11 protein-coding genes are annotated in these 12989 nt (G+C 59.8%); 10 read left to right on the top strand and 1 reads right to left on the bottom strand.

Features of this window, described 5'->3' with window-relative positions:
- Positions 1-26 precede the first annotated feature (26 nt).
- The gene (rpoC, locus tag ACI3KW_RS06380) at positions 27-4214 is read left to right on the top strand and encodes a DNA-directed RNA polymerase subunit beta' (protein ID WP_404847378.1); all 4188 of its coding nucleotides are present in this window, start codon (positions 27-29) and stop codon (positions 4212-4214) included.
- A 152-nt stretch (positions 4215-4366) separates the two neighbouring features.
- Positions 4367-5665 (top strand): esterase-like activity of phytase family protein, encoded by a 1299-nt coding sequence (locus ACI3KW_RS06375; RefSeq protein WP_404847377.1) that lies wholly within the window; start codon positions 4367-4369, stop codon positions 5663-5665.
- Positions 5666-5736: 71 nt separating this feature from the next.
- On the opposite strand, the gene ACI3KW_RS06370 is transcribed toward ACI3KW_RS06375, so the two are convergent.
- On the bottom strand, positions 5737-6204 hold the full coding sequence (locus ACI3KW_RS06370) for a YbjN domain-containing protein (RefSeq protein ID WP_404847376.1): 468 nt from the start codon (positions 6202-6204) through the stop codon (positions 5737-5739).
- Between the two features lie 500 nt (positions 6205-6704).
- Here ACI3KW_RS06370 and rpsL point away from each other — a divergent pair, with 500 nt between their 5' ends.
- The 8 genes from rpsL (at position 6705) to ACI3KW_RS06330 (ending at position 12977) form a co-directional block, all read left to right on the top strand.
- Positions 6705-7076, top strand: coding sequence for a 30S ribosomal protein S12 (rpsL, locus tag ACI3KW_RS06365; RefSeq protein WP_035080811.1), 372 nt, complete (start codon positions 6705-6707; stop codon positions 7074-7076).
- 12 nt (positions 7077-7088) lie between these two features.
- Positions 7089-7559: a 30S ribosomal protein S7 gene (gene rpsG, locus ACI3KW_RS06360; RefSeq protein WP_035102613.1), complete on the top strand. Its 471-nt coding sequence runs from the start codon at positions 7089-7091 to the stop codon at positions 7557-7559.
- A gap of 12 nt (positions 7560-7571) precedes the next feature.
- Complete coding sequence (fusA, locus tag ACI3KW_RS06355) at positions 7572-9662, top strand: elongation factor G (protein WP_404847375.1); 2091 nt, start codon at positions 7572-7574, stop codon at positions 9660-9662.
- A 55-nt stretch (positions 9663-9717) separates the two neighbouring features.
- The gene (gene tuf / locus ACI3KW_RS06350; RefSeq protein ID WP_035102615.1) at positions 9718-10908 is read left to right on the top strand and encodes an elongation factor Tu; all 1191 of its coding nucleotides are present in this window, start codon (positions 9718-9720) and stop codon (positions 10906-10908) included.
- A gap of 68 nt (positions 10909-10976) precedes the next feature.
- Positions 10977-11285, top strand: a complete 309-nt coding sequence (gene rpsJ, locus ACI3KW_RS06345; RefSeq protein WP_035102617.1) for a 30S ribosomal protein S10 — start codon at positions 10977-10979, stop codon at positions 11283-11285.
- Positions 11286-11368: 83 nt separating this feature from the next.
- The gene (rplC, locus tag ACI3KW_RS06340; RefSeq protein ID WP_035102619.1) at positions 11369-12070 is read left to right on the top strand and encodes a 50S ribosomal protein L3; all 702 of its coding nucleotides are present in this window, start codon (positions 11369-11371) and stop codon (positions 12068-12070) included.
- Complete coding sequence (gene rplD / locus ACI3KW_RS06335; RefSeq protein WP_035102621.1) at positions 12070-12687, top strand: 50S ribosomal protein L4; 618 nt, start codon at positions 12070-12072, stop codon at positions 12685-12687. Before rplC ends, rplD begins: the two co-directional genes overlap by 1 nt.
- Positions 12684-12977 (top strand): 50S ribosomal protein L23, encoded by a 294-nt coding sequence (locus ACI3KW_RS06330; protein WP_113122067.1) that lies wholly within the window; start codon positions 12684-12686, stop codon positions 12975-12977. The genes rplD and ACI3KW_RS06330 overlap by 4 nt, the downstream gene beginning before the upstream one ends.
- Positions 12978-12989: the final 12 nt, after the last annotated feature.

Raw genomic sequence — 12989 nt, 5'->3', positions numbered from 1 at the left:
CTCCCGATGGAAAGAGGAGAGAATTGATGAACCATCATTCCCACGTCATGGACCCGTTCAATCCGGCCGTTCCGGTGCAGACCTTCGATCAGATGAAGATCTCCATTGCGAGTCCGGAAAAGATCCTGTCCTGGTCCTACGGCGAGATCAAAAAGCCGGAAACCATCAACTATCGTACGTTCAAGCCCGAACGCGATGGCCTGTTCTGCGCGCGCATCTTTGGCCCTGTGAAGGACTATGAATGCTTGTGCGGCAAGTACAAGCGCATGAAGTTCAAGGGCGTCATCTGCGAAAAGTGCGGTGTCGAAGTCACCCTGAGCCGCGTTCGCCGCGAGCGCATGGGCCATATCGAACTGGCTGCGCCGGTTGCTCACATCTGGTTCCTGAAGTCCCTGCCGTCGCGTATCGCGCTGTTGCTCGATATGACGCTGAAGGACATCGAGCGCATCCTGTACTTCGAGAACTACGTCGTTCTCGATGCGGGCCTGACCCCCTTCACCCAGCATGAATTGCTGACTGAAGAGCAGTTCCTCGACGCCCAGGACGAATATGGCGCTGACAGCTTCACCGCCAAGATCGGCGCCGAGGCTATCCGCGACATCCTGATCGCGCTCGATCTCGAAAAGATCGCGGCCGACCTGCGCGTGGAAATTGCTGAGTCCACCACGGAACTTAAGCCCAAGAAGCTCGCCAAGCGGTTGAAGATCGTCGAGCAGTTCATCGTTTCGGGCAACAAGCCCGAATGGATGATCATGACCGTCATTCCGGTCATTCCGCCCGAGCTGCGCCCGCTGGTGCCGCTGGATGGTGGCCGCTTTGCCACGTCCGATCTGAACGATCTGTATCGCCGCGTGATCAACCGCAACAACCGGTTGAAGCGCCTGATCGAGCTGCGTGCGCCTGACATCATCATCCGCAACGAAAAGCGCATGCTGCAGGAAGCTGTGGACGCGCTGTTCGACAATGGTCGCCGTGGCCGCACCATCACCGGTGCCAACAAGCGTCCGCTGAAGTCGCTGTCCGACATGCTCAAGGGCAAGCAGGGCCGCTTCCGCCAGAACCTGCTCGGCAAGCGCGTCGACTATTCGGGTCGTTCGGTTATCACCGTGGGTCCGAACCTCAAGCTGCACCAGTGCGGCCTGCCCAAGAAGATGGCGCTCGAGCTGTTCAAGCCGTTCATCTATAGCCGCCTTGAAGCGAAGGGTTTCTCTTCGACCGTCAAGCAGGCCAAGAAGCTCGTCGAGAAGGAAAAGCCCGAGGTTTGGGATATCCTGGACGAAGTGATCCGTGAGCACCCGGTTCTGCTGAACCGCGCTCCGACCCTTCACCGTCTGGGCATCCAGGCGTTCGAGCCGATCCTGATCGAAGGCAAGGCAATCCGTCTGCATCCGCTCGTCTGCTCGGCTTTCAACGCCGACTTCGACGGTGACCAGATGGCCGTGCACGTTCCGCTGTCGCTTGAAGCGCAGCTGGAAGCGCGCGTCCTGATGATGTCGACCAACAACATCCTGCACCCTGCAAACGGCCAGCCGATCATCGTGCCGTCCCAAGATATCGTGTTGGGCCTCTACTATCTCTCTCTCATGAACGAGAAAGAGCCGGGCGAGGGCATGGTGTTCGGCTCCTACGCTGAGCTCGAGCACGCGCTCGACAACAAGGTCGTCACGCTCCACACCAAGATCAAAGGCCGCGTTGTGTCCTTTGACGCGGAAGGCAAGCAGACCACCGAGATCGTCGAGACGACCCCGGGCCGTATGCTGATCGGTCAGATTCTTCCCAAGCATCCTGCTGTGCCGTTCTCCACGGCCAACCAGCTGATGACCAAGAAGATGATCTCCAAGATGATCGACACGGTTTACCGTGGCTGCGGTCAGAAAGAGACCGTGATCTTCTGTGACCGCGTGATGCAGCTCGGCTTCAAGAACGCGTGTGACGCCGGCATCTCGTTCGGCAAGGACGACATGGTTATCCCGCCGTCCAAGTACACGATCGTGGAAGCCGCCCGTAAGCAGGTCGAAGAGTTCGAGCAGCAGTACAATGACGGCCTGATCACTCAGGGCGAAAAGTACAACAAGGTGGTCGACGCCTGGGCCAAGTGTGGTGACAAGGTTGCCGAAGAGATGATGAAGGGCATTGCTGCCGTTCAGATCGACAAGGAAACCGGTCGTCAAAAGCCGATCAACTCGGTTTACATGATGAGCCATTCGGGTGCCCGTGGTTCACCGGCCCAGATGAAGCAGCTTGCTGGTATGCGCGGCCTGATGGCGCGTCCCGACGGCTCGATCATCGAGACCCCGATCACGGCTAACTTCAAGGAAGGCCTGAACGTTCTGGAGTACTTCAACTCGACCCACGGTGCCCGTAAGGGTCTGGCTGACACCGCGCTCAAGACTGCGAACTCGGGTTACCTGACCCGTCGTCTCGTGGACGTGGCGCAGGACGCCATCATCGTGGCCACCGATTGCGGCACCGAGCGTGGCCTGACCATGGAGCCCATCGTCGATGCCGGCCAGATCGTTGCTTCGATCGGCCAGCGCGTGCTGGGCCGTACGGCAGCTGACGACATCAACCATCCGCTGACCGGCGATCTGATCGCTGCCAAGGGGACGTTGCTGGAAGAAAAGCATGTCGACATCATCGAGGAAGCCCGGATCCAGTCGATCCGAATCCGCTCCCCGCTGACTTGCGATATGCGCCAGGGTACCTGCGCGGCCTGCTATGGCCGTGACCTTGCTCGCGGTACGCCCGTGAACATGGGTGAAGCTGTCGGCGTTATCGCCGCTCAGTCGATCGGTGAACCCGGCACGCAGCTCACCATGCGCACGTTCCACATCGGTGGTACGGCTCAGGTGGTCGACAGCTCGTTCCTGGAATCGGGTGCTGAAGGCAAGATCGCCATCCGCAACCCCAACGTTGCCAAGGTCGAGGGCGGCAAGCTTGTCGTCATGGCCCGTAACGTGTCGCTCGCCATTCTCGATGCCGACGGCAAGGAACGCACCACCCACAAGGTGACCTATGGTTCCAAGCTGCTGGTCAAGGAAGGCGACATGGTTCGCCGTGGCCAGCGTCTTGCCGAATGGGACCCCTACACCCGTCCGATCCTCGCTGAAGTCGAGGGTGAGGTCGTGTTCGAGGATCTCGTTGACGGCGCATCGGTTGCGGAAAACACCGACGAGGCAACGGGCTTCACCAAGCGCGTTGTCATCGATTGGCGCACCAATCAGCGTGGTGACGGCCTCAAGCCAGCCCTCGCGATTGCTCGCGGCGGTGTGGTTGCCAAGGTGGATCGTGGCGGCGACGCCCGGTACCTGCTCTCGGTCGATGCCGTTATCAACGTGGAGCCCGGCGAGAAGGTCGCGCCCGGCGACGTGCTGGCCCGTATTCCGCTGGAATCGGCCAAGACCAAGGACATCACGGGCGGCCTGCCGCGCGTGGCTGAATTGTTCGAAGCGCGCCGTCCCAAGGATCACGCCATCATCGCCGAGATCGATGGTACGATCCGTTTCGGTCGCGACTACAAGAACAAGCGTCGCGTCATCATCGAGCCGAACGAAGAAGGTGCAGATCCGGTTGAATACCTGATCCCGAAGGGCAAGCCCTTCCATCTTCAGGAAGGCGACCCGATCGAAAAGGGCGAATACATCCTCGACGGCAACCCGGCGCCGCACGACATTCTGGCCATCAAGGGCGTGGAAGAGCTTGCTCGTTACCTCGTCAATGAAATCCAGGAGGTCTACCGTCTGCAGGGCGTGTTGATCAACGACAAGCACATCGAGGTGATCGTTCGCCAGATGCTGCAGAAGGTCGAGATCGTGGATCCAGGTGAGTCTGGCCTGCTCAAGGACGAGCAGCTCGACAAGCTGGACTTTGACGAGCTCAACGATGCTCTGGTCGCTGAAGGCAAGAAGCCTGCGACGGCCAATCCGGTGCTGCTGGGCATCACCAAGGCATCGCTGCAGACCCGTTCGTTCATCTCGGCTGCTTCATTCCAGGAAACCACCCGCGTCCTCACGGAAGCGGCAGTGTCCGGCAAGGCCGATCTGCTCGAAGGTCTCAAGGAGAACGTCATCGTCGGCCGCCTGATCCCGGCTGGTACCGGTGCTGGCATTTCGTCGGCCAAGTTGATCGCCACCAAGCGCGACGACCTGATCCTCGACGAGCGCCGCCGCCAGGCCAACACCCAGGCGATCCCGGCTCCGACCGCCGCCGAATAAGCGACGCGGTATATGTGAATTGAGGGAAGGGGGCCGCAAGGCTCCCTTTTCTTTTGGGCCTGTGCATTGTCAACAAACTGCCATTTGCCCGTAGCCGGACCGACACGTAGCCGCGCTAGCAGCGGATCACTTCCTTATTCCGGAGATGATCCATGTCCACGAAAACGCTGCTTGCCGCGCTGGCCGTCGCGATGCTTTCAACCTCTGCCTTCGCCCAGACCCAGTTCGACGCGACCCTCAAGGCGCACGCCGAGTTGCCGGCGCAGACTTTCGTGCCGGCTCCGGCCGATGCGCCCCATAGCCTCAACATGTCGGGCCGCTTCACCTCCGGCACACGGGTCGAAACGCCCTATGGCTGGGCCAATCCGGCCTCCGGCATTGCCATGCCGTTTCCCGGCCAGCCGCTGCAAGGCATGTCGGGCGTCCGCTCGCTGGGCGATGATCGCTTCCTGCTGCTGACCGACAATGGCTTCGGCAACAAGGCCAATTCGTCCGACGCCATGCTGATGTTCAACATCCTGAAGATGGACTGGAAAACCGGCAAAGTCGGCATCGAACGCACCGTATTCCTCAAGGATCCCAACCGCGTCGTGCCATTCCCGATCGTCACCGAGCATAGCGACAGCCGCTATCTGACCGGCGCCGATTTCGACCCGGAGTCCATCCAGCCGGTTGGCGAAAACTACTGGATCGGCGAGGAGTTCGGCCCCTGGCTGATCGAAGTCGATGCGAACGGCGTCGTGCTGCAGGTCATCGCCACCAATCCGGGCGGCGTTGATTACAAGTCGCCCGACAACCAGTTCGTCTCGACCCCGGCTGCAGGCGCTGTTCCGACCGGCGTGAACACCGGCCGCTCGGGCGGCTATGAAGGCATGGCCCAGTCGATCGATGGCAAGACGCTTTATCCGCTGCTGGAAAAGCCGTTCTACGACGAAGAGGCCAAGGCTCTCGAACTGATCGACGGCAAGCCGGTCCTGCGCATGCTGGAATTCGACGTCGCCAGTGCCAGCTGGAATGACAAGGTTCGCTACTACCCGCTCGACGACGCCACCCACGCGATCGGCGATTTCAACATCATTGATGGCACCCGCGGGCTGATCATCGAACGCGACAATGGAGAAGGCGACGACGGTCGCGAAAAGGCCGCTGCCTTCAAGCGCATCTATCTCGTTGATCTGGCCAAGACCGATGCCAATGGCGTGCTGGAAAAGCTGGCCTATATCGACCTGATGGCGATCAAGGACCCCGATGGCATCGCGCCGCGCGGCACCAAGGATGGCGTATTCACCTTCCCCTTCGTCACCATCGAAGACGTCGACCTGGTCGATCCGACCACGATCATCGTCGCCAATGACAACAACTACCCCGGCTCGACCGGCCGCGAAGCCGGCCGTGCCGACGACAACGAATATATCCTGCTCGACGTCGCCGACTTCCTCAAAGCCGAGTAAGCGCACCGCGCGCGCCAAAAATGCAAAAGGGGCCGAAAGGCCCCTTTTCGTTGGTCGCTATGCCGGAGAGGTCAGCTCTTATAGCCGACATGGTCGGCAAACTGCTCGACCACCATCTTCCACAGCGAGAACTGGGAATCGAGGTATTTGGCGCTGACGCCCTGGACCAGGTCGAGGTCCATTTCGACGCAGGCGTCCTTGTCCTGGTCGAGATAGGCGCGGCTGAAGCGCTTGTTGAAGTTCCAGTCGTTGATCTGTTCCAGGCTCGGCTTGATATCGAGGAAGCCGAGATAGAAGTTGAGGTCTTCGCAATTCTTGTTGTTGGTGCAATTGCGGAAATAGACCTGATAGGCGACCCCGTTGATCTCGCCGGTGATCTGCGGATCGCCATTGGACTGCTTGGTCATCGAGGCGTCGCCATAGTTCTTGGCGATGCTGAGGATTTCATCGGTATTGGCGCCCGTCACCGCCTGGGCCTGCGCCGACGCAGTCAGAGCCAGGCCGAGGGCCGTGCCGGCGATCATCGAGGTAAATTTCATGGCAGTCTCCCTTGTCCGGCTCTCTGTTCGGCCGGCGATTCAATGGGATCGATATCGATCAAGCGGGGATGCTACACGTTTCGTTGTGACCCGAAAATGACCGTTTGGTAAAATGCTGACCCGGGGCAGGGCAGGGATGGATTTTCATTCGCCCAGTCACGGACGCCAAACCATTGCAAGCCTGCGCATAGCTCCACCACGGATTTTTCATGAAAGAATCCTTGACGGGGCGAGTCATCGGCTCTAAACAGCCCCTACCTTAGCGGTCGGTCGTGAATGTCACACCGGGTCCCTGCCATCTAGCGCGGGAATCCAGGACACTCAAACACACTGTCGGGTAGTTAGACGAAGCAAATCCTTGTGCGCATGACTGCGGCCGGTTTCGGTCTGTGGTCCGCTGCAATAAAGGCGCCGCCGTATCCCCTGATTGGGGTCGGATGAGCGCCGTTTTGGTTTGCTTGTCTAGACCGAAAACTATTTTGGACGATGGAAAGAGCGCAATGCCCACCATTAATCAGCTGATCCGCAAACCACGCGCCAGCAAGCCAAAGCGGAACAAGGTTCCGGCCATGGAAGCAAACCCGCAGAAGCGCGGCGTTTGTTCTCGTGTGTATACGACGACCCCGAAGAAGCCGAACTCGGCTCTGCGCAAGGTTGCCAAGGTTCGCCTGACCAATCAGCGCGAAGTGATCTCGTATATTCCGGGTGAAGGCCACAACCTGCAGGAGCACTCCGTGGTCCTGATCCGTGGCGGCCGCGTTCGCGACCTTCCCGGCGTTCGTTATCACGTGCTCCGCGGCGTTCTCGACACGCAGAGCGTCAAGGACCGCAAGCAACGCCGTTCGAAGTACGGCGCGAAGCGTCCGAAGTAAGGAGATCGAGATATGTCCCGTCGTCACCGCGCAGAAAAACGCGACGTTATCCCGGACGCCAAGTTTGGCGATCTGGTCCTTACCAAGTTCATGAACTCGCTCATGAAGGACGGCAAGAAGTCGGCTGCCGAAAGCATCGTTTACGGTGCCTTCGATATCGTCGAAGCCAAGTCCAAGCAGGACCCCATCACGGTGTTCCACACCGCGCTCGACAACATCCGCCCGGCGGTTGAAGTTCGTTCGCGTCGTGTTGGCGGCGCCACCTATCAGGTCCCGGTTGAAGTTCGCACCGATCGTCAGCAGGCCCTGGCCATTCGCTGGCTGATCGAATCCGCCCGCAAGCGCGGTGAGAACACCATGCGTGAACGCCTGTCGGGCGAGCTCATGGATGCCCTCAATGGTCGCGGCCAGGCCGTCAAGAAGCGCGAAGATACGCACCGTATGGCTGACGCCAACCGTGCCTTCTCGCACTACCGCTGGTAGTAGGAGAGCTTTATGGCACGCGAATATCCGATCAATCTGTATCGTAACTTCGGCATCATGGCTCACATTGATGCTGGCAAGACGACCACGACTGAACGCATCCTCTACTATACCGGCAAGTCCCATAAGATCGGCGAAGTCCATGACGGCGCCGCGACCATGGACTGGATGGAGCAGGAGCAGGAACGCGGTATCACCATCACGTCTGCTGCCACCACGACCTTCTGGAAGGATCGTAATGGCACGATGCACCGCTTCAACATCATCGACACCCCCGGCCACGTGGACTTCACCATCGAAGTCGAACGTTCGCTGCGCGTGCTCGACGGTGCGGTAGCGCTGCTCGACGCCAATGCCGGTGTTGAGCCCCAGACCGAGACCGTCTGGCGCCAGGCCGACAAGTATGACGTTCCGCGCATGATCTTCGTCAACAAGATGGACAAGATCGGCGCCGACTTCTACCGCTGCGTGGAAATGATCGGCTCGCGCCTCGGCGCCAAGGCCGTTCCCGTTCAGCTGCCGATCGGCGCTGAGAACGAGTTCAAGGGCGTTGTCGATCTGATCGAGATGAACGCTCTGGTCTGGCGCAACGAAGAGCTAGGCGCGCAGTGGGACGTGGTTGAGATCCCTGAAGATCTCAAGGAACGTGCTGCTGAATACCGCGAAAAGATGATCGAAGCCGCCGTCGAAATCGATGACGACGCGATGGAAGCCTATTTGAACGGCGATCTGCCGAACAATGACACCATCCGCCGCCTGCTGCGCCGTGGCACGATCGACACCAAGTTCTTCCTGGTGTTCGCTGGTTCGGCCTTCAAGAACAAGGGCGTGCAGCCCCTGCTCGATGGCGTTATCGACTTCCTGCCGTCGCCCGGCGACGTTCCGGCCATCCAGGGCATCGATGCCCGTACGGAACAGCCGATCGAGCGTCATGCCGACGACAGCGAGCCGCTGGCCATGCTGGCATTCAAGATCGCCAACGACCCGCACATGGGTACGCTGACCTTCTGCCGCATCTACTCGGGCAAGCTCGAGCAGGGCATGATGCTTGAGAATACCGTCAAGGAAAAGCGCGAGCGCGTTGGTCGCCTGTTCCAGATGCATGCGAATAGCCGCGAGCAGATCACGGAAGCCTATGCAGGCGACATCGTGGCTATCGTTGGCCTCAAGGACACCACGACCGGTGACACGCTCTGCCCGCAGAACGCACAGGTCATCCTTGAACGCATGATCTTCCCTGAGCCGGTTATCGACATCTCGGTGGAACCCAAGTCCAAGGCCGACCAGGAAAAGATGGGCCTCGCGCTCAACCGCCTGGCTGCCGAAGATCCGACGTTCCGCGTCAAGACCGACGAAGAATCCGGCCAGACCATTATTTCGGGCATGGGCGAACTTCACCTCGACATCCTCGTCGACCGTATGCGTCGCGAGTTCAAGGTCGAGGCCAATATCGGTCAGCCGCAGGTGGCTTATCGCGAAACCATCACCAAGTCGGCTTCCGTGGACTATACCCACAAGAAGCAGTCGGGTGGTTCGGGCCAGTTCGCTCGCGTCAAGCTCACTGTTGAGCCCAGCGAAGTCGGCAAGGGTCTGGAATTCGTGAACGCCGTCGTCGGCGGTTCGGTGCCCAAGGAATATATCCCGGGCGTCGAAAAGGGCGTGAAGTCGGTGATGTCGGCCGGTCCGCTGATCGGGTTCCCGATCGTTGACGTCAAGGTGACGCTGACTGAAGGCGCCTACCACGACGTTGACTCCTCGGTGCTGGCATTCGAAATCGCCGGCCGTGCAGGTTTCAACGAAGGCCTTCGCAAGGCGGCTCCCAAGATCCTGGAGCCGATCATGAAGGTTGAAGTTGTGACGCCGGAAGACTACATGGGCGACGTCATCGGTGACCTGAATTCCCGACGCGGTCAGATCCACGGCACTGAAAGCCGCGGCATCCTCCAGGTTGTGAATGCCTATGTCCCGCTCGCGAACATGTTCGGGTATGTGAACTCGCTGCGCTCCATGAGCCAGGGTCGTGCGCAGTACTCGATGACGTTCGACCATTACGAGCAGGTTCCGCAGGCAGTCGCCGACGAAGTCCAGGCCAAGTACGCCTAAATAATAAACTGAAACTCAAGGTTGGCCGAGCGGCTAACGAATACGGAGAGAAGCGATGGGCAAGGAAAAGTTTTCCCGCAATAAGCCTCACTGCAACATCGGCACCATCGGTCACGTTGACCATGGCAAGACCTCGCTGACTGCAGCGATCACCAAGGTGCTGGCTGAGACCGGTGGCGCGACCTTCAAGGCGTACGACCAAATCGACGCGGCCCCCGAAGAGAAGGCCCGCGGCATCACCATCAACACGGCTCACGTCGAGTACGAGACGACCAATCGTCACTACGCTCACGTGGACTGCCCTGGCCACGCCGACTATGTGAAGAACATGATCACCGGCGCTGCCCAGATGGACGGCGCGATCCTGGTCGTGTCGGCTGCTGACGGCCCGATGCCCCAGACCCGTGAGCACATCCTGCTCGCTCGTCAGGTTGGCGTGCCGGCTCTGGTCGTGTTCCTGAACAAGTGCGACATGGTCGACGATCCGGAACTGCTCGAGCTCGTTGAGCTGGAAGTCCGCGAGCTGCTGTCGTCCTACGAATTCCCGGGCGACGATATCCCGATCATCAAGGGCTCGGCTCTCGCCGCTCTCGAAGATTCGGACAAGAAGCTCGGCCACGACGCCGTTCTCGAGCTGATGGCTGCCGTTGACTCGTACATCCCGCAGCCGGAACGTCCGGTTGACCAGCCCTTCCTGCTCCCGATCGAAGACGTGTTCTCGATCTCGGGTCGCGGTACGGTTGTGACCGGTCGTGTCGAGCGCGGTATCGTCAAGGTTGGCGAAGAAGTCGAAATCGTCGGCATCAAGGCAACCCAGAAGACCACCGTGACCGGTGTCGAAATGTTCCGCAAGCTGCTCGACTCGGGCCAGGCTGGCGACAACATCGGCGCACTGATCCGTGGTATCGATCGCACTCAGGTTGAGCGCGGCCAGGTTCTCTGCAAGCCCGGTTCCGTGACCCCGCACACCGACTTCGTTGCTGAGGCCTATATCCTCACCAAGGAAGAAGGCGGTCGTCACACCCCGTTCTTCGGCAATTACCGTCCCCAGTTCTACTTCCGTACGACTGACGTGACGGGCATCGTGACCCTGCCTGAAGGCACGGAAATGGTGATGCCGGGCGACAACATCAACATGAACGTTCAGCTCATCGTTCCGATCGCCATGGAAGAGAAGCTCCGCTTCGCTATCCGTGAAGGTGGCCGCACTGTCGGCGCCGGCGTCGTCGCGAAGATCCTGAAGTAAGCCCATAAAGATATTCGCGGCGCGCGGATGAACGCGCGCCGCGATCCATTTTCGTCAGGATTTACAAGATGAACGGTCAGAATATTCGCATCCGCCTTAAGGCGTTTGACCATCGCGTTCTCGACGCTTCCACGCGCGAGATCGTGTCGACGGCCAAGCGTACGGGCGCGCAGGTTCGCGGGCCGATCCCGCTGCCGACGCGAATCGACAAATTTACCGTGAACCGCTCGCCGCATATCGATAAGAAGGCACGCGAGCAGTTCGAGATTCGGACCCACAAGCGTCTTCTGGACATCGTGGACCCGACTCCCCAGACCGTCGATGCTTTGATGAAGCTCGATCTCGCCGCCGGCGTCGACGTCGAAATCAAGCTCTAAAACTAAGAGTTTCCGCGCTCACCAAATAAAGGGTCCTCTGAAGCCATGACCCGGTGCAGCGCCAAGAGAGAAGGTAATAACCGATGCGTTCTGGATTGATCGCACAGAAGCTGGGCATGACCCGCATTTTCGCAGAGGACGGCTCGCACGTTCCTGTGACCGTGCTGAGCTTGCAGAACTGCCAGGTGGTAGGCCAGCGGACCGCTGATAAAGACGGCTATGTCGCGCTGCAGCTCGGCGCTGGACAGGCCAAGGCCAAGAACACGACCAAGGCAGAGCGCGGCCAGTTCGCCGTTGCCAAGGTCGAGCCCAAGCGCCATGTCGCTGAATTCCGCGTAGACGAAGCCAACCTCATTGAGGTCGGTGCAACGCTCCAGGCCGACCATTTCGTCGAAGGCCAGCTGGTGGACGTCACCGGTACTTCGATCGGTAAGGGTTTTGCCGGCGGTATGAAGCGCTGGAACTTCGGCGGCCTGCGTGCAACGCACGGCGTGTCGGTGTCGCACCGCTCGATCGGTTCTACCGGTGGTCGTCAGGACCCTGGTCGTACCTTCAAGAACAAGAAGATGCCGGGCCACATGGGCGATCGTCGCATCACCACGCAGAACGTGAAGGTCGTCAAGACCGACATCGAGCGTGGCCTGATCATGATCCAGGGTTCGGTTCCCGGCGCCAAGGGCGCCTGGATCATGGTCAAGGACGCTGTCAAGAAGCCTGCTCCCAAGGACGCCCAGTTCCCGGGTTCGTTCAAGGCCGCTGCAGACGTTGCAGGGGAAGCGAAATAATGGAACTCCAGGTTACAAGTCTCGACGGCAAGTCCGTCGGCAAGATCGAGCTGGCTGATGACGTGTTCGGTTTGGAAGTCCGTCAGGACATCCTGCACCGCATGGTTCGTTACCAGCAGCTGAAGGCAATGTCCGGCACGCACGACGTCAAGAATCGTTCGGAAGGCGTTCGCACCGGCAAGAAGTTCAAGAAGCAAAAGGGCGGCGGCGCTCGTCACGGCGATCGCAAGGCTCCCCAGTTCCGTGGTGGTGGCCGTGCATTCGGTCCGACCCCGCGCAGCCATGCGATTGATCTTCCCAAGAAGGTTCGCGCTCTGGCTCTCAAGCACGCCCTGTCGGCCAAGGCCGCAGCCGGCGAGCTGATCGTGCTGGACAGCGTCACGACTTCGGCTCCGAAGACCGCGACCCTGCGCACCACTTTCGGCAAGCTCGAATGGCTGAACGCGCTGATCATCGACGGTGCTGCTGTCGACCAGAACTTCGCTCTGGCCGCTCGCAACATCCCGCATATCGACGTGCTGCCGGTGCAGGGGATCAACGTTGTTTCGATCCTCAAGCGCAACAAGCTCGTCCTGACCAAGGCAGCGCTCGAAGCGCTGGAAGCGAGGTTCGCATGAACAAGCTCAGCGCTTATGACATCGTCCGTAACCCCGTCGTGACCGAAAAGTCGACGATGGCTTCGGAACATAACCAGGTCGTTTTCGACGTGGCGATCGATGCCAACAAGACCGAGATCAAGGCTGCCGTCGAGCAGCTCTTCTCGGTCAAGGTCAAGGCCGTGAACACCCTGGTCCGCAAGGGCAAGGTGAAGCGGTTCCGTGGTCACATCGGTACGCGCAACGACGTCAAGAAGGCCGTTGTTACCCTCGTCGACGGCCAGTCGATCGATATTTCGACCGGCCTCTAAGGGACAGAGACA

This window comes from Devosia sp. ZW T5_3 (assembly GCF_044987315.1).
Classification (GTDB): Bacteria; Pseudomonadota; Alphaproteobacteria; order Rhizobiales; family Devosiaceae; genus Devosia.
Note: the sequence above shows the minus strand (reverse complement) of the source record. Positions and strands in the feature narration are given on the sequence as shown.

Coding starts and splice junctions, on each gene's coding strand:
- rpoC (WP_404847378.1), top strand. CDS start 27: ATGAACCATCATTCCCACGTCATGGACCCGTTCAATCCGGCCGTTCCG.
- ACI3KW_RS06375 (WP_404847377.1), top strand. CDS start 4,367: ATGTCCACGAAAACGCTGCTTGCCGCGCTGGCCGTCGCGATGCTTTCA.
- ACI3KW_RS06370 (WP_404847376.1), bottom strand. CDS start 6,204: ATGAAATTTACCTCGATGATCGCCGGCACGGCCCTCGGCCTGGCTCTG.
- rpsL (WP_035080811.1), top strand. CDS start 6,705: ATGCCCACCATTAATCAGCTGATCCGCAAACCACGCGCCAGCAAGCCA.
- rpsG (WP_035102613.1), top strand. CDS start 7,089: ATGTCCCGTCGTCACCGCGCAGAAAAACGCGACGTTATCCCGGACGCC.
- fusA (WP_404847375.1), top strand. CDS start 7,572: ATGGCACGCGAATATCCGATCAATCTGTATCGTAACTTCGGCATCATG.
- tuf (WP_035102615.1), top strand. CDS start 9,718: ATGGGCAAGGAAAAGTTTTCCCGCAATAAGCCTCACTGCAACATCGGC.
- rpsJ (WP_035102617.1), top strand. CDS start 10,977: ATGAACGGTCAGAATATTCGCATCCGCCTTAAGGCGTTTGACCATCGC.
- rplC (WP_035102619.1), top strand. CDS start 11,369: ATGCGTTCTGGATTGATCGCACAGAAGCTGGGCATGACCCGCATTTTC.
- rplD (WP_035102621.1), top strand. CDS start 12,070: ATGGAACTCCAGGTTACAAGTCTCGACGGCAAGTCCGTCGGCAAGATC.
- ACI3KW_RS06330 (WP_113122067.1), top strand. CDS start 12,684: ATGAACAAGCTCAGCGCTTATGACATCGTCCGTAACCCCGTCGTGACC.